The sequence below is a fragment of the Actinomadura decatromicini genome (assembly GCF_008121305.1).
Taxonomy (GTDB): Bacteria; Actinomycetota; Actinomycetes; order Streptosporangiales; family Streptosporangiaceae; genus Spirillospora; species Spirillospora syzygii.
The window spans coordinates 994,371-1,010,982 of record NZ_VSRQ01000002.1; the positions used below are offsets into that span (position 1 = coordinate 994,371).

At 73.4% G+C, this 16,612-nt stretch carries 13 protein-coding genes; 11 read left to right on the top strand and 2 right to left on the bottom strand.

All coding sequences use genetic code 11. From position 1 onward, the window contains the following. The first annotated feature begins 37 nt into the window (after nt 1–37). The 4 genes from FXF68_RS12345 (at nt 38) to FXF68_RS12360 (ending at nt 4,398) form a co-directional block, all read left to right on the top strand. Entirely contained in the window at nt 38–1,249 is a 1,212-nt protein-coding gene (locus FXF68_RS12345; protein WP_187437870.1) for an ROK family transcriptional regulator, read from the top strand. Beyond that, nucleotides 1,246–1,689, top strand: coding sequence for a lasso RiPP family leader peptide-containing protein (locus FXF68_RS12350; RefSeq protein WP_148759031.1), 444 nt, complete (start codon nt 1,246–1,248; stop codon nt 1,687–1,689). The genes FXF68_RS12345 and FXF68_RS12350 overlap by 4 nt, the downstream gene beginning before the upstream one ends. Nucleotides 1,690–1,693: 4 nt before the next feature. Next, nucleotides 1,694–3,619 (top strand): asparagine synthase-related protein, encoded by a 1,926-nt coding sequence (locus tag FXF68_RS12355; RefSeq protein ID WP_148759032.1) that lies wholly within the window; start codon nt 1,694–1,696, stop codon nt 3,617–3,619. 62 nt (nt 3,620–3,681) lie between these two features. Then, nucleotides 3,682–4,398: a lasso peptide biosynthesis B2 protein gene (locus FXF68_RS12360; RefSeq protein WP_148759033.1), complete on the top strand. Its 717-nt coding sequence runs from the start codon at nt 3,682–3,684 to the stop codon at nt 4,396–4,398. A gap of 58 nt (nt 4,399–4,456) precedes the next feature. Here the strand turns inward: FXF68_RS12360 and FXF68_RS12365 are convergent, their stop codons facing one another. Further along, nucleotides 4,457–8,170, bottom strand: coding sequence for a multicopper oxidase domain-containing protein (locus FXF68_RS12365; RefSeq protein WP_148759034.1), 3,714 nt, complete (start codon nt 8,168–8,170; stop codon nt 4,457–4,459). Nucleotides 8,171–8,355: 185 nt separating this feature from the next. Then, nucleotides 8,356–9,834 (bottom strand): MDR family MFS transporter, encoded by a 1,479-nt coding sequence (locus FXF68_RS12370; RefSeq protein WP_148759035.1) that lies wholly within the window; start codon nt 9,832–9,834, stop codon nt 8,356–8,358. A gap of 240 nt (nt 9,835–10,074) precedes the next feature. Between FXF68_RS12370 and FXF68_RS12375 the strand changes: the two genes are divergently transcribed. The 7 genes from FXF68_RS12375 (at nt 10,075) to FXF68_RS12405 (ending at nt 16,610) form a co-directional block, all read left to right on the top strand. Continuing rightward, on the top strand, nt 10,075–10,623 hold the full coding sequence (locus FXF68_RS12375; RefSeq protein WP_148759036.1) for an RNA polymerase sigma factor: 549 nt from the start codon (nt 10,075–10,077) through the stop codon (nt 10,621–10,623). A gap of 53 nt (nt 10,624–10,676) precedes the next feature. Continuing rightward, on the top strand, nt 10,677–11,372 hold the full coding sequence (gene sigM, locus FXF68_RS12380) for an RNA polymerase sigma factor SigM (protein ID WP_222869940.1): 696 nt from the start codon (nt 10,677–10,679) through the stop codon (nt 11,370–11,372). Nucleotides 11,373–11,449: 77 nt separating this feature from the next. After that, a complete protein-coding gene (locus tag FXF68_RS12385; RefSeq protein WP_148759038.1) occupies nt 11,450–13,618 on the top strand; it encodes an MMPL family transporter in 2,169 nt (722 codons plus the stop codon). Between the two features lie 5 nt (nt 13,619–13,623). Further along, nucleotides 13,624–14,850, top strand: a complete 1,227-nt coding sequence (locus tag FXF68_RS12390) for a sensor histidine kinase (protein ID WP_148759039.1) — start codon at nt 13,624–13,626, stop codon at nt 14,848–14,850. Further along, nucleotides 14,847–15,479 carry a response regulator gene (locus FXF68_RS12395; protein ID WP_148759040.1) on the top strand — a complete coding sequence of 211 codons (633 nt, stop codon included), beginning with the start codon at nt 14,847–14,849 and terminating at the stop codon, nt 15,477–15,479. Before FXF68_RS12390 ends, FXF68_RS12395 begins: the two co-directional genes overlap by 4 nt. Nucleotides 15,480–15,525: 46 nt before the next feature. After that, nucleotides 15,526–15,927 carry a DUF6153 family protein gene (locus FXF68_RS12400; RefSeq protein ID WP_148759041.1) on the top strand — a complete coding sequence of 134 codons (402 nt, stop codon included), beginning with the start codon at nt 15,526–15,528 and terminating at the stop codon, nt 15,925–15,927. Between the two features lie 71 nt (nt 15,928–15,998). Continuing rightward, a complete protein-coding gene (locus FXF68_RS12405; protein ID WP_148759042.1) occupies nt 15,999–16,610 on the top strand; it encodes a DUF305 domain-containing protein in 612 nt (203 codons plus the stop codon). Nucleotides 16,611–16,612 lie beyond the last annotated feature (2 nt).

Sequence of the window (16,612 nt, forward strand, 5' to 3'; positions counted from 1 at the left end):
AATGAGGCGGGGTCGACTCGACGGTAGGGGGACGGGCGTGCGGCTGCGTGAGCTGTTGAGCGTGACCAGGGGTGCGAAGCAGGAGAACCGGCAGAAGATCGTCCGGGCCGTGCTGAGCCGCGCGGGCAACCAGACCGACCTCGTCCGGCGCAGCGGCATGTCGTCCGCCACGGTCTCGGAGGCGGTCCGCGAGCTGGAGCGCAACGGGATCGTCCGCACGGAGAAGCAGGGCCGCGACACGCTCGTCCGGCTCGCCCCGGTCGAGGGCGTCGCGGTCGGGGTCGAGCTCGGCTACCAGAAGACGGTGATCGTCGGCAGGCTCGCCCACCAGGAGCGGCACGAGTGCGTGAGCCGCACCCTCCAGGTCGGGGCGTCCAGCGGCGAGACGCACTGGGTGCGCGCGGTGGCGGTGGCGGTGCAGGAGCTCGTCTCGGAGTTCGGCGAGCCGCACGACCTCGCCACCCTCGGGCTCGCCGTGCCGCGGATGATCTCCCCGCGGACGGGCAGGTTCGCGCCGCCGACGCTGCCGCCCTGGGAGAAGGGGAGCGTCCCGGACGTCGCGCTCGCCGAGGAGCTCGCCGACCTGCGGGCCGCCACCGGGGGCGGCGAGCGGGCGCCGCTGCCGCGGCCCCTCCTCGACAACGACGCCAACCTCGGCGCGCTCGCGGAGAGCATCTACGCCCACTCCGGCCGGGAGATCCTGCTCTATGTGAAGGCGTCGACCGGCGTCGGGGCGGGGCTGTGCGTGGGCGGGCGGCTGTTCCGCGGGGCGAACGGGGTGGCGGGCGAGATCGGGCACGTCATGGTCGACCCGAACGGCCGGTTCTGCCTGTGCGGGGGGCGCGGCTGCCTGGAGACCCTGATCGGCGCGGACCGGCTGGTCGACCGGGCCCGGCTGGTGCTCGGCGACAAGATCACCGCCTATCGCGGGCTGACCGACATGATCGAGAAGGCCCGGACCGGGGACGCGCTCGCGGGCCGCATGCTCCGCGAGGCCGGGACGCAGCTCGGATACGCCATCGGGAACGCCTGCAACATCATCAACCCCAACGTCGTGGTGGTGGGCGGGAGCCTCGCCCAGGCCGGGTCGCTGGTGCTCGGCCCGTGCCGGGACGCGATCGAGGCCACCGCGATGACGGCCGCCTACGAGGCCGACACCGGGTTCGTGGTGGAGGCCAGCACCGTCGAGCACGCGTCCGCGCAGGGCGCGCTGCTGCTCGGCCTGGAGGGCACCACCTACCGGGATTGATTCGGTACTCGATTTCCGGCTGGCTGATTCTAACCGTGCCGCAATGGCGCGTCCGGCGCACCGTTAGATTCAAAGCCTCCAATTCTCTGAATCTATCCTGCATTTTCGACCCGCAGAGTTTGCCTGCGTTCGGCTTTACAGAGCCGCGTTCGGTGTTACGCTTTTTGAAGAAACCCGAGGTTGTGCTCGGCGGTGGCGGCGCGCATGAGCAGGCCATGTCCGCGAACGCGAGGAACGCCATGACCATTCCCAGCCTTTCCGGGGACATCCTCCCCGGCCGCACCGACCAAGGCGCCGACCACCTTGCCGGCCCGCTTCCCAAGATCACCGAATCGAATTACGAGCCGCCCGCGGTCCTGGACGTCGGTACGATCCGCGACCTCGTGAAGGGCAGCTCCGCCAGCGGAACCTCGGACGCCAATTCCCAGTACTACTGGTAATGCCATGGCCCGCGGCACACCGCCCGGCGTGATCGCCGTGGCGTCCGCGTCCGGGGCGCCGCCGGCCCTCGCCGGGAGCCCGGTGTGGGACGACGTCCCCGGCGTCCGCCTCTACGGCGGATGGCGTCCGGACGAGGTGATCTCGGTCCGGCAGCCGTCCGCGCGGCTCCTCGTCGCCGGGCACCATCTCGCCGACCACCATCTCGCCGACCACCATCTCGCCGACCACCGTCTCGCCGGCGCCGGGACGGTCGCCGCCGACTTCCGCGCCGCCCTGGAATCCGGCGACCCGGACCGGCTCACCGGGCGTTTCGGCGCCTGCCTCATCCTGATCGTCCGGCTTCCGCGTCCCGGCGAGCCGCCCTACGCCTGCGAGTTCCAGGCGCGCACCGACCTGGCGGGGCAGTTCCCGCTGTACTCGTCCGGGCGCGCGGGCGAGACGGTCGTCGGCACCCATCCGAATCTCGTGGCCGAGGCGCACGGGCGCGGGTTCGACCCGCTGTCGTTCGCGGGCCGCATCGCCTGCCCGCACGTCATGCCTCTGTGGGGCGACCGCTCCCCGTACCAGGACGTCACGCGACTCCCGTCCGGCACCTGGCTGCACATCACCTCGTCCGGCCGACAGGCCACGCCGGGCGGCTCCGCCCGCGAACTGGTGTCGCTGGACGAAGGGGCCCGCGAGCTGCGGGCCGCGCTGGACGAGGCCGTCCGGCTGCGCTGTGCTGGTGCGACCGAGTCCGAGCCGGTGTCCGCCGATCTGAGCGGCGGGCTCGACTCGACGTCCGTCGCGTTCCTCGCGGCCCGGCACGCCGCCGCGCCGGTCGAGGCCGTCACCTACCACCATCCCGCCGTCCCGGCGGCCGACCTCGCGGAGGCGTCGCGGAGCGCCGCGCTCGACTCGCGGCTGCGTCCGGCGGTCGTGCACGGCACCGACGACACCCTGCCCTACCAGGCGCTCGGGGAGCCCGCCGCCTTCGGTGAGCCCGCGCCGGGCGCGCTGGCCTGGCGGCGCTCCGCGCTGCGGCTCCAGCACGCCGCGGCCGTCCGGGCGCGGCTGCACCTGACCGGGGAGGGCGCCGACGCGCTGCTCGGGGCCGCCCCGTCCTACCTGGCCGAACTCGCCCGTCCCGGGTCCGCGCGGCGGTTCGCCGCGCACTGCGCGCGGCAGGCGAGGCTCCGGCACACGTCGGCGTTCGGGCTCGCCGTCCGGGCCCGGCGGACGGCCAAGTGCGATCCGGCCGAAGCGCTGTCCGCGCTGGCCGGGACGCTGGCCCGGCCGCCGGAGCCGGGCGCCTTCGGCTGGCCGGACGGCGTCGCCTGGTGGCCGGTCGCGCCCGATGCCCTGCGGTGGCTGACCCCGCGCGCCCGCGCCGACCTCGCCGACCTCGCCGCCGGTGGGAGCGCCGTGCCCGGCGTCCGCTCGGCGGCGGACATGGCGGCGCGGACCGAGCTGCGGCACTCCGCCGACACGCAACGGCACCTGCGCGAACTCGGCGCGGGACTCGGCGTCGCGGTGCACGCGCCGTTCCTGGACGACGCGGTCGTGGCGGCGTGCCTGCGCGTCCCGGCGTCCGCGAAGGTCGCGCCGGACGCCTTCAAACCGCTGCTCGCCCGCGCCGTGCACGGCCTCGTGCCCGGCGAGGTGCTGGGCCGCCGCACCAAGGGCGACTACACCGGCGAGGACTACCGCGGCGCCCGCCGCGCCGCCGCCGCGATCCGCGGGCTGCTCGCCGGCTCCCGGCTCGCCGACCTCGGCGTCGTCGACCCCGCCGCGGTCGGCCGCACCGTCGACCGGCTGCTGGCGGGCGTGGAGGTGCCGCTGGGGTCGCTGAACGTGCTGCTCGCGACCGAGGCGTGGCTGCGCTCGCCCGCGCCGCCCGTCCCGGGCCTGCCCGCGCCGGCGGGCCCGGAACCCGCCGCGCGCCCCTGACTCCGTCTCCCGTCCCACCAGACCAAGCCACCAGACCAAGCCACCAGACCAAGAGGTTCGCCATGCTCGCCATCGAAGTGCCCGCCCACCTCGACCACCGGTCCAACGCGCACGGCGGGGTGGTCGTGCTCAACCGGAAGACCGGCCAATGGCACGCGCTCAACACGACCGCCGGGCTGCTGTGGCGGCACTGGAGCGAGGGCTCCGGGTTCGAGCAGTCCGTCGCCGCCGTCGCGGGACGGCACCCGGACGTCCCGGCCGACCAGTTGCGTGAGGACGCGGCGCGCCTGCTCGGCGACCTCGTCCAACGCGGGCTCCTCAAGGCTGACCCGGCGTCGTGCTCGGCGGGCGAAGCGGTCACCATGGTCGAGGCCGCCGTGCCCGCGCGGTCCGCGTCCGGCCGGATCCTCGCGCTGGCGGCTTTCCCGTTCCTGGTCGCGGCGGTGATTCTGACGAAGGCGCCGTTCCGCGCCGCCTGCGCGGCCGTGTCGCTGACCCGGCTGTGGTGCCGCGCGGACGTCCCGGTAGAACGTGCCACCCGGATCGTCGCGGCCGTCGAGCGCGCGGCCCGAAGGTACCCGTTCCGCGCCGCGTGCATGGAACAGTCCCTCGCGGCCGTCCTCATGACGGCGTTGACGGGACGCCGCCTGAACTGGTGCCTCGGAGCCGTCCCCGACCCGTACCGGTTCCACGCCTGGGTCGAGGCGGCGGACGTTCCCGTCGTCGCCCCCGGCGACGCCGCCCAGCCGCACCGCTTCCTCCGCGTCCTCGCCCTCTAAGCGGAACCGCCGGCCGGTGGGGGTGGGCCGTCCCACCGGTCGGCGGTCGTCTAGGACGTCAGCGGACGCGGATCACCCCCCACAGCCCCTCGGTCAGCGCCCAGCGGAACGCGCCCGTCCGGTAGGCGTAGTCACCGGGCGGACCGGCCCTGAAGGTCAGCGTGCGCAGCGACCCGTTGGCCAGCCCGCCGATCGCGCCGACGCGCGGCGCTTCGAGGTGCTCCTCCATGGGCCACGTCTGGCCGTGGATCTGGAAGGTGTGGTTGCGCGGCCGGTCCGCCGCCACCACCAGGTGCACCCGGACGAGTTCGCCCGGACGGCACACGAGCAGCGGCGTCCCCGGCGTCTCGACCGCCAGCGACGGGCGCGAGGGGAGCAGGTGGGCGCTGCGGTAGTTGAACGCCTTCTGCCCCGAGTCCTCGGGCTCGTCGTCCAGGTCGGTCACCGGCTGGGTCGGGTCGCCGTGGTGGTACTGGCGGACGCCGTCCTGGAGCACGAGCACCAGTTCGTGGACGTCGTCGCCCTGCGGGCGGCGGATCGTCGCCTGGTGGCCCGTCCAGGCGCCGCCCCTCGGCGTTGCGTCGGCCGCCTCCACGACCAGCGCGCCGACGAGCCCGCGGTGCCGGTGGGTGCGGAGGTCGGCGCGGTCCTCCAGGAGGACGACGCCGGGGGTGTCCGCGAACCAGCGGTAGGTGACGGCCGCGCCCGGCTTGACGGTGCCGTCGCCGTTGCGCCCGGCGTGCGCGCCGTCGCTGTCGCGGACGTCGTACCGCAGCGGCCCCACCGGGTGCAGCGACACCCGCGCCGACACCTCGCGCTCGGCGGGCTCGTCGAGCGCCGGGAGCCGGGGGTCGTAGGGGGTCGGCTCGGGCGGGACGTCCACCTCGTTCGTGAGCGTCACCTCGACCCACTCCCCGGCCCGGCAGCGCAGCACCAGCGGCCCTTCGTCGTCCTGGCCGTCGACCGTGTAGACGAGGCCGAACGGGTCGCTGCGCCGGTCGCTGTAGGCGATCTCGCGGGCGACCGCCCGGACGTTGTACCGGCGCGCCGTGGCCGGGTCGAACGGCGGGAGGCCCGCGCCGCGGAACGCGCCGGGCAGCGGCGGGAGGTCGGCCTGCGGCTCCTCGTGGAAGCGGAACAGGCCCCAGCAGCCGAGCCAGGTGTCGTCGACGGCCGAGAACGACCACATGTAGTCGCCGGGTACGGGCGCCTCGCCGAGGTGCAGGCTGAACGCCTCGGAGATCCCGAGCGTCTGCTGGGTGCGCAGCGGCGAGCGCGGGTCGTCCCGCCAGGCGTGCCAGCGCAGCCCGCTCGCCGTGAACCCGTGCTGCTCCTCGTGCGACCCCTGGTAGAGCCGGACGCGCACCTTCTCGCCCGGGTAGCCGCGCAGCATCGGGGTCTGCGGGTCGCCGTGCACGGCGCTGGAGAACCAGTCGGCCGGGTCGCCGGGACGCTCGTGCAGCGGCTCGCACCGGTAGCCGACGGCCATGGTCCCCTGGTCGTCCATGGCGCCGGGGAACGACGGCGGGTTGATCGGGTTGCCGGTCTCCCCGGCGCCGTGCTCGAACAGCGGGACGAAGTCCGCCACCGGGACGACCCGCTCGCGGAAGGCCGTCCCGTCCGGGAGCTTCACCACGGCCGTCGCCGCGTTGCGGACCTCCCGGCCGAGGTCGTGCGGGTCGACCCAGACGGCGCCCTCCGGCTCGGCCGTCATGGACCCGAACAGGCCGTGCCGCTGCCGCTCGTTGGCGAGCAGGTGGTCGTGGAAGAAGACGACGCCGAACTCCTCGTCGCAGTACCAGCGGTAGATCCACGACCGGTAGCGCTCGTGGTCCAGCTCGCCCGCGTCGGCGGTCGTCGTCCCGGACAGGTAGTTCCAGCCGACGCTCGCGCCGTCCGCCACCAGCGGGTCGAACTTCACCAGGTGGACGTGCAGTCCGGCCTCCGGCTGGAACGGCAGGACGGTGTCGAACGCCGTCGCCTCGTGGCAGCCGGGCGGCAGCGCGTTGGTGAGCGTGAGTTCGAGGACCTCGCCTTTCCGGGCGCGGATCGCGATGGGCTCGATCCGCCGCTTTCCCTCCTCCAGTTCGCGCTGGAATTTCTCGATGCCGCCTGCCGCGTCGATTTCCTCTTGGAGGACGAAGAACACCCCGCGATGGTCATGCCACGTGTTGTGGTGCCCGCCGCTTTCCTTGCCCTGGTAATAGTGCAGCGTGCCTTGCATGACGACCAGGTGATAGCGGCGCACCGGGGCATCGGGATTGAGCGTGACCTTGGTGAACGCTTCGCCGGGCTGCGGGTCCGGGGCGAATGCGTTCCGCTCCAGCGCGGACGGCTCGCGTCCCATTCCCTTGGGCATTCCCGGGGTGCGCGGCGGGCGCGGCGACTTCTGCGGGTACGAGCCCTCCATGAACGCCGGGAATCCCGGCTGCTCCGGCGTCGGCGCGGGCGGCGCCGGACGGGTCGGCAGCGGGCGGAGCGGCGCGATGGGCGTGCCGTCCGGGTAGTGCCCGGCGCCGTCCTGGAGGACGTCGAACACCCGCCACATCCCCCACATCCCGGAGTGGAAATGCGGATAGAGGTGGCAGTGGAAGATGATGTCGCCGGTCGCCTCCTGCACCGATCCCGCGCCGTGGATGGGCTCGATCGTGAACGCCTGCTGCGGGCCGAGCGTGATCGAGTCGATGATCGGCGACTCGTCGTGCCCCGGCGCCGCGCGCCACTGGTGCAGGTGGAGGTGGAAGACGTGGGTCTCCTTCACCCCGGCGTGCACCAGCCTGATCTTGGCCGGGTCGCCGCCGTAGGCGCGGAAGATCGGCGTCTCCGGGTCGCCGAACAGCCAGGAGCTGTGGTGCTGCTCCTCGCCGACGATCGCGTCCCGCGCCGGGTCGATCTCGCCGCGTTCGAGCAGCCGCTCGTAGGCGAGCGAGCGCCAGCCCATCGGCTCGGTGCGGTAGCTCATCAGCATCATCGACATGGCGTGCTCGTCCTGGCCGCCGCCGTGCCCGTCCCCGTCCCCGTGGCCGCCGTCGTGGTCCGGGAACAGGACGGGCGCGAGCCGCTCCCCGCCCGCCGCCGGGGAGTGCGTGTGCGGCCGGGGCCGCTCGCACTCGTAGGTCGGATGCGGCGGCGGGACGGGGTTGTCGTTCGGCGTCTCGTCCTGCATGAACAACGTGTACTCGCGGAAGCTCGGCCGTCCCGGCACGTGGACGTCGGCGTACAGCCCGTCCACCAGCGGGCCGCCGGTGACCGGGTCGGTCCAGGTGGCGTCCTCGGGCTCGACGACGAGGGCGCCGAACAGGCCGTGCGCCTGCGAGCCGTCCTCGCGTCCGCGCAGGTCGGCGAGGTCGCCGAAGTGGAAGACGCCCTCATGCCAGGCGTCCCATTCGTAGGTGATGGTGCCGCCCGGCTCGACGGACGAGTCGGGGTTGCGCCCGACCGCGCCGCCGTCGGCGTTCCGCACCCGGTAGCCGACGCCCTGGGCGTGGATCCCGGCGCGCCGCCGCAGCTCGTTGCGGAACCGGACGACGACCCGCTCCCCGGCCCGCGCCCGCAGCACGAGCGGCCGGACCAGGGGATGGGGTCTCGGGAGCCGCTCCGGCTCCTTCAGCGGGTCGGGAAAAGGAGTCGGAAAGGTCTCTCGGAGTTCGGTCAGCGTCCCCTCGTGCTCCGCGAGGGTGAAGATCATTCCGTTGCGGTCATGGTCCCCGTGTGCGTCGTAGACGATCGGCACGTGCATCGCCACGACGTCGTACACCCTTTTCACTGGCATGTGCGAAATTCCCCTGGAACTCCCGTTCGTGCGGAGGCCACCGGTCCGTTTCGCGGCGGCCCTCGTGCTGCGCGGGGTTGCGCGGGGTACGCGGGGTGTTTTGATTTGTTGACAGTTTGACGACTCGGGGAGTCAGGAAGTTCCAGGGAGATCAGACCGGCTTTGAAAAACTCTGTTATCGCAGTTCAGTGGACGGTTTCGAGACCCGCGCCGGGAGTCGCGCCGAGGTCGGCCGCGTCGTCCGGGACGGCCGTTTCCACAATGGCCTTCGGGCGCTTCGGGAGCAGTACCGCGACCCCGACCATCACGGCCGACAGCACCGCGCTGATGACGAACGCCAACCGCATCCCGTCGAGCTGGGCGGCGGCCTGTCCGACGCCCTCGGCGACGCGGCTCTCGGCGCGTCCGGCCATGACCGTCACGACCAGCGCCGTGCCGAACGCGGCGGCGACCTGCTGGAGCGTGCCGAGCATCGAGCTTCCGTGCGAGTACAGCCGCATCGGCAGCGCGCCGAGCCCGAGCGTGAACACCGGCGTGAACGTCGTCGCCAGCGAGATCATGAGCAGCGCGTGCAGGCCGAGGACCTGCCAGTACGGCATCGTCAGCGAGATCTGGGTGAAGCCCGCGAGCGCGAGGCCGATCCCCACCGAACCGGGGACGATCAGGACCCGGGCGCCGAAGCGGTCGAAGAGGCGCCCGATGGTCGGGCCGATCAGCCCCATCGCGAGGCCGCCCGGCATCACCAGCAGCCCGGTCTGCAACGGCGAGAGGCCGCGCAGGTTCTGCAGGTAGATCGGCAGCAGGATCATCGAGCCGAGCATCGCCATGAACCCGAGCGACATCAGCAGCAGCGACAGCGCGTAGGTCGGGTGCCGCAGGATGCGCAGGTCCAGCAGGGGAGTGCCGCGCCGCTGGAGCCGGAGCTGGCGCGCCGCGAACACCGCGATCAGGACGAGCCCGGTCACGACGATCGCCGTGGGCAGCGCCGCCCCGCCCTCGCCGAACCGGCTGAGCCCGTACACGAGCGAGCCGAACCCGCCCGCCGCGGCGACGACGCTGAACCAGTCGATGGTGCTGAGCTGCGGCTCCCCGACGTTCTCCAGCTTGCCGAGCCCGCGCCAGGTGATCAGCGCCGCGATCGGCAGCACCGCCGCGAACAGCAGCCGCCACGAGCCGAGCTGCAGGATCAGCCCGGACACCGCCGGCCCCATCGCGGGCGCGACCGAGATCGCCATCGTCACGTTGCCCATCACGCGGCCCCGGTCCTTCTCCGGGACGACCGTCATCAGCGTGGTCATCAGCAACGGCATCATCACCGCCGTCCCCGACGCCTGGACGATCCGCGCCAGCAGCAGCACCTCGAACATCGGCGCGACCGCGGCGAGCGCCGTCCCGGCGAGGAACACGCCCATCGCGGTGGCGTAGGCGCGCCGGGTGCTGACCCGCTGCAGGAACCACCCGGTCACCGGGATCACCGCGGCCATCGTCAGCATGAACGCCGTGGACAGCCACTGCGCCGCCTGCTCGCTGACCCGCAGATCCGTCATCAGCCGCGGAATCGCGTTGATCATGATCGTCTCGTTGAGGATCACGACGAACGTCGCCAGCACCAGCAGCCGCACCACGGCGGGGGTCCGCCCCGCGGGCTCATAGGAAGTCGTCATGCCAGAACAGACCCGGAACGCCCCGAAAACTCATCGGTCTTCGGGGCGCTCGCGAAAAAGTCCGCGCGGACGCCCCATCATTCCGATGCCCCGGGGCCTGTAGGCGGTGAGGATGAGACGACGGGACCCGGGAGGACGCGTGACGGACATCGGCGCGATCACCCTTGCGGTGGGAGGGGCGCCCGCGCGGCGCCGCGCGTACGGTGAGGCGCCGGCGGACCTCGAGGTGGATCCGGCGCCGTGAAGGAGGAACCCGCCCACCTCCGGGCGAAGTACGACGAGGAGATCTGCGAGCTCTTCCTCGCCCACGCCGCGCGGCTGGAGAACCACCTCGTGCGGTTGGGCGCCTCGCGGACGCTCGCCGAGCACGTCGTCCAGGACAGCTTCCTCGCCACCCGGCTCCGCTGGGTCCACGTCCGCGGGCTGGACCGCCCGCGCGCCTACCTGTACCGGGTCGCCGAGAACCGGACCCGGAAGCTGCTCGGCAGGGAGGGCGGCAGGTGCGTCCCGCACCCCGACCCGCACGAGCTCACGTCGCGCCCCGAACCCGCCCGGCGGGTGGCGAGCCCGGAGTTGCGGCTCGTCCTCGACGAGGCCATCGGCAGGCTCCCGGCCCGAGAGGGCGCCGCCGCGCGGATGTTCTACCTCGCCGACCGTTCCGTGTCGCAGGTGGCGTCCAGAATGGGTATCAGCAAGGGCACGGTGACGAAGTACCTGGAGAGCGCCAGGGCACGGCTCAGGCGCGATCTCGGCGAGGACTTCACCTACTGGATGGAGGGCGAGCAGTGAGCAAGGACGCCGCCCACCAGCGCGATCACCGGACCGGCGCGGATCCGGGCGCCGTGGCCGACCACGAGCTGCTCCGCCGCCACGCCGAGGGAGACCCGCGCGCGTTCGCCGAACTGGTGAGCCGCCACCGCGACCGGCTGTGGGCGGTCGCGCTGCGGACGCTGGGCGACCCCGAGGAGGCCGCCGACGCGCTGCAGGACGCCCTCCTGTCGGCGTTCCGCGCCACCGGACGGTTCCGCGGCGACACGGCCGTCACCACCTGGCTGCACCGGATCGTCGTGAACGCCTGCCTGGACCGGATCAGGCGCCGGGCCGCCCGGCCCGCGACGCCGCTGGGGGACGACGCCGCCTTCGACTCCGTCGCGCCGGTCATGCCCGATCCGACGGACGCGCACGTCCAGTCCCTCGACATCCACGCCGCCCTTGGGCGGTTGCCGTTCGAGCAGCGCGCGGCCATCGTCCTGGTCGACATGATGGGCTACTCCGTCGACGACGCGGCCCAGGTCCTCGCCGTCCCGGCCGGGACGGTCAAGAGCCGGTGCGCGCGGGGACGCGCCAGGCTGAACGGGATGCTGCGGATCGGCCCGGCGTTCGCACTGCCGGAGGAGGCCCACCTGGCGAGACTCCAGGCGGCGCTGCGGCGGCTGATGTCCGACCCCGGCGAGCGACGGCGGATCACGGCCATCGCCGCCGACGCCGTCGCGGACGAACTGCCGCGCCTGCCGGGCGGTCCCGACCTCATGCCCTGATGTCCACCGATCGGTGGACATCAGGTTCAGTCGGTCGAGGCTCATGCCGAGTAGGGCCTAAAGACGAGCATTTCGGCATGACGCAACCTCCCCTACGCAATTTCACGACACGGGCGGCGAGCTGGAGTGCCGCGCATCCCTGGCGGGCGATCGCCGGATGGTTCCTGTTCGTCGCGCTGTGCCTCGGCGCCGGGATCGCGATCGGCGGGAACGCCGCGTCCACCGAGGACTTCCGGATCGGCGAGGCCGGACGCGCGGAGGCGATCGCCGCCGAGGGCGGCCTCCAGCAGCGGCCCGTCGAGCAGATCCTGATCACGGCCGGGCCCGGCGCGGCCCTCGACGCCGCCGCCCGGGACGCGGCGGCCCGGATGAGCCGCCTGCCGGAGGTCGAGTCGGTGTCCCGGCCGATCCGGTCGGACGACGGGACGGCCGTCCGGGTCGAGGTCACCATGAGGGGCCCCGAACTCGACGGGAAGAAGCACGTCGCGCCGTTGCAGGCGGAGACGGCGAAGGTCCAGGCCGCGCACCCGACCGTGAAGGTCGAGGAGACCGGTGGGCCGTCCATCGGCAAGGGCGTGGACAAGCTGCGCGGCGAGGACCTGTCCCGCACCGAGGTCATCGCCCTGCCGGTCACGCTGCTCACCCTGCTGGTCGTGTTCGGGTCGGTGTCGCTGGCCGTGGTGCCGGTGCTGCTGGCGCTGTCCTCGATCGCGGCGGCGGTCGGGCTGTCGATGCTCGCCTCGCACGTCTTCCCGGACGCGGGCGTCGGCGTCAGCGTCATCCTGCTCATCGGCATGGCGGTCGGCGTCGACTACACGCTGTTCTATTTGAAGCGCGAGCGGGAGGAGCGGGCCCGTTCCGGCGGACGGCTCTCCGCGCAGGCCATCGTCGAACTGGCCGCCGCGACGTCCGGACGGGCCGTCGTGCTGTCCGGGCTGGCGGTCGCCGTGTCCAGCGCGACGCTCTACCTCGCCGACGACGTCATCTTCTCGTCCATCGCCACGGCCGCGATCGTCGTCACGCTCGTCGCGGTCGTCAGTTCGCTCACGGTCCTGCCCGCGCTGCTCGCGAAGCTCGGCCGGCGGGCGGAGCGGCGCGCCGCGCGCCGGACCGGCCGGACCCGCGGACGCCGGGGCGGCGGACGGATCACCGCCGCCATGCTGCGTCCCGTCGAACGCCGCCCCGCCGTCACGCTCGCCGCCGGAGTCCTCGTCATGCTCGCACTCGCCGCGCCGCTGCTGAGCCTGAACCTCACCGACATGGGACGCGAGACCCACCCGCGCGCCATCCCCGCGATGCGCGTGTTCGACCGGCTCAACGCGGCGTTCCCCGAGCTGAAGGCCACGCACCGGGTCGTCGTCCGCGCCGATCGGGAGCGCACGGCCGCCGCGCTGGCCGCGCTCGCCGCCCGCGTCCAGGACGATCCCCGGTTCGCCGGGACGTCCGCGCCGCGCACCTCGCCGGACGGGCGGATCGGCCTGCTGGAGATCTCCGTCCCGCGCGACGCCGGGTCGGAGGCCGCGCGCGCCACGCTGACCGCGCTCCGCGGCGACCTCGTGCCCGCGTCCACCGGACGGTTCGGCGTCGAGACCGCCGTCACCGGCGACGTCGCCCGCTACGCCGACTATCCCGACCACCAGAAGAGCAAGCTGCCGCTCGTCATCGGGGCCCTGCTGCTGGCGACGTTCGCGATGACGGCGTGGGCGTTCAGGTCGGTCGTCCTGGGCCTGGTCGGGGTGGTGCTGAACCTGCTGTCGGCGGGCGCGTCGCTCGGCCTGCTGACCCTCGTCTTCCAGCGGACGTGGGCGGAGGGCCTGCTCGGCTTCACCTCGACGGGCTCGATCGGCTCCCGCGTCCCGCTGTTCCTGTTCGTGATCCTGTTCGGCCTGTCGATGGACTACCAGGTCTTCGTGCTCAGCCGGATCAGGGAGGCGGCGCTGCGCGGCGCCTCGACCCGCGCCGCCGTGCTGGACGGGATCCGCGGCTCGGCGGGCGTCGTCACCAGCGCCGCGTTCGTCATGGTCACGGTGTTCGCGAGCTTCGTCTCCCTGCACATCATGGAGATGAAGCAGATGGGGTTCGCGCTGGCGGTCGCCGTCCTGCTGGACGCCGCCGTCATCCGGATCGTGGTCCTGCCGTCGCTCCTGCTGCTGCTCGGCGAGCGGACCTGGTGGCCGGGCCGCGCCCGGACGGCGGCGGCCCCCGACCCGGACGTGACCGGGCGGTCGCTCCGAAAAGTAGGCTGACGCGCATGGAGCGAGCGCGCCAGAACGCGGCCCTGCGCAGGTGGTACGCCACCGCGTGGGTGCTGCTGGGGCTCGTCCCGAACGCGATCGCCGTGTGGGACCGGCCCGACTCGACCCGCTCGACGACGCTGGCGCTGCTCGTCGTGCTCGGCCTCGCCTACCCGCTCACCGAGATCGTGTCCGGGGCGCTCGCGGTCCGCCGGTACGCGTTCCTCGGCCTGCTGATCGCCGGGCTCGGCGGCGTCTCCTACCTGATGGACGGCGCCGCCTCGCTCCTCATCGTGTCGCTGCCGCACTTCTGGATCCTCGGCGGCGGGCCGCGGCGGGCGGTCGCCCTCAGCGGGGCGGCCACCGCGGCGGCCGTCGCCGGGAACGCCGTCCGGCAGGGCGCGGACGGCGAACTCCTCACCGGCAACTCCGTCGCGGCCCTCATCGGCTGCGCCGCCGGGGTGCTGTTCGGCCTCTGGATGCACCGGGTCGTCGGGCAGCGCGACGAGCGCGCCCGCGTCCTCGCCGCCGACCTGGCGGACGCGCGGGAGCGGCTCGCCGAGGCGCAGCGCCGCCAGGGCGCCGCCGACGAGCGCGAACGGCTCGCCCGCGAGATCCACGACACGCTCGCGCAGGGGTTCGCGTCCATCGTCGTGCTGGCGGAGGCGGCCCGCGACGGCCTCGCCGCCGACCCGGGCCGGAGCGCGGAGCAGCTCACCTCGATCGAGCGGACCGCCCGGGAGAACCTCGCCGAGGCGCGCGCGCTGGTCGCGTCCGGCGCGGCGGGCGGTCCGGGCGGTCCGGGCCCGGAGGCCGCGGTCGCGTCGATCGCGCCGACGCTGCGCCGCACCCTCGACCGGTTCGCGCAGGACACCGGCATCACCGTCACCGCCGACCTGCCCGACGTCGACTGCGACCGGACGACCCGGATCGCGCTGCTGCGCTGCACGCAGGAGTCGCTCGCCAACGTCCGCAAGCACGCCGCCGCCGGGGCGGTCGGCGTCGTCCTCGGCCGGCGTCCCGGCGGCGTCGAACTGGAGATCACCGACGACGGGCGCGGCTTCACCGTCGCCGGCTCGCGCGGCTTCGGCCTGGACGGCATGCGCCGCCGCCTCGCCGAGCTCGGCGGCGAGCTGACCGTGACCAGCTCGCCCGGCGAGGGCACCCGGATCCTCGCCGTGGTCCCCGTCCGCGACCCCGTCCCCGTCCCCGTCCGCGACCTCGCAGAGGAGGGCCCGGCATGACCGGCCGCACCGTCCGGATCATCGTCGTGGACGACCACGCCGTCATGCGCGCGGGCGTCGTCGCGCTCCTCGCCGCCGAGCCGTCCATCGAGATCGTCGGGGAGGCGGGCGACGGGCGCGCCGCCGTCGAGCTGGCCGGGCGGCTCGGCCCCGACGTCGCGCTGCTCGACCTGCGGATGCCCGTCCTGGACGGCGTCGCCGCCACCGCCGAGATCGCCGCCGCCGGGACGCGGGTCCTCGTCCTCACCACCTACGACACCGACGCCGACATCGAGCACGCCATCGAGGCCGGGGCGATCGGCTACCTGCTCAAGGACACGACCCGCGCGCAGCTCGTGGACGCGATCCACGCCGCCTCGCGCGGGGAGACCGTCCTCGCGCCGCGCGTCGCGGAGCGGCTCGTCGCGAAGATGCGGGCGCCCGCCCCGGTCGCGCTGACGCCGCGCGAGATCGACGTGCTGAACGCCGTCGCGGACGGCCTGTCCAACGCCGAGATCGGGCGCCGCCTCGTCATCGCGGAGGCGACCGTCAAGACGCACCTCCTGCGCGTCTTCGCGAAACTCGACGTCAGCGACCGCACCCACGCCGTCATCGTCGCCCTCGACCGCGGCCTCATCGCCCGGCCGTGATCGTCGACTACCCTGGCCCCGGAAACGGACGGCTCGGGAGTGGCGGGTGCGACGGCTGAAGGGCGCGGCTCGGCGCCGCGACGGGCGCGCCTTCCTGCTGCCCGTCGGGCTGTTCCTCCTGTTCTGCGTGCTGGCGATGCACGGGTTCCAGGCGTCGCCGAACCAGATGGAGATGTCCGGGGTTCCGCTGACGTCGATGAGCGCCGGGCAGCACGGCGCCGACCGGGCCCCGGCCTCCGACGACTCGGGCGATCACCATCCCGGCGGCCAGGTGTGCCTGGCCATGCTGACGATGCTCGTGTTCCTCGTCGCCGCCGTGCTGCTGGCTTCGCGGTCGCGCGAACGGGGCGTCTCAGCCCTGCGGATGGCGGCTCTCGTCCGGAGCCTGCGAGGTGGTCGGCCGCCGCCGGCACCGTCCCTGCACTTGTTGAGCGTGTTGCGGCTGTGACGGGGCCGTGGCGCACGCGCCCTTTGGCGTGCGCAAGGCCCTTCACAGAACTCGACACGGAAGGTTTCACGATGAAGCGCGTGTTCGCGCTCGCCGTCGTCCCCGTGCTCGCCGTCGCGCTGACGGCCTGCGGTGACGACGACTCCGGCTCGATGCCGGAGCACTCGATGCGGCCCGGTTCGTCCTCCAGCGCGGGGACGCAGCCGGGGACGCAGCAGGCGGCGCACAACGAGCAGGACGTCATGTTCGCCCAGATGATGATCCCGCATCACCGGCAGGCGATCGAGATGGCGGATCTCGCCGCGTCCCGGGCGTCCTCGCCCGAGGTCGGGAGGCTCGCCGCCGCGATCAAGAAGGCGCAGGACCCGGAGATCACCCGGCTCACCGGGTGGCTGACGTCCTGGGGCGTGGCCGTGCCGTCGTCCGGGATGGGCTCCATGCACCACGGCGGCATGGACGGCATGATGTCCGCGAAGGAGATGAAGGACCTGGAGGCCGCCAAGGGCCGGGCCTTCGACACGGCCTTCCTGGAAATGATGATCAAGCATCATCAGGGCGCCGTGGAGATGGCGAAGGCCGAGCAGGCGTCGGGGCGGTTCCCGGCGGCGAAGCGGATGGCGGGCGACATCGTCTCGTCGCAATCCGCTGAGATCGAGAAGATGCGGTCCCTGCTCAAGCGGTGAGA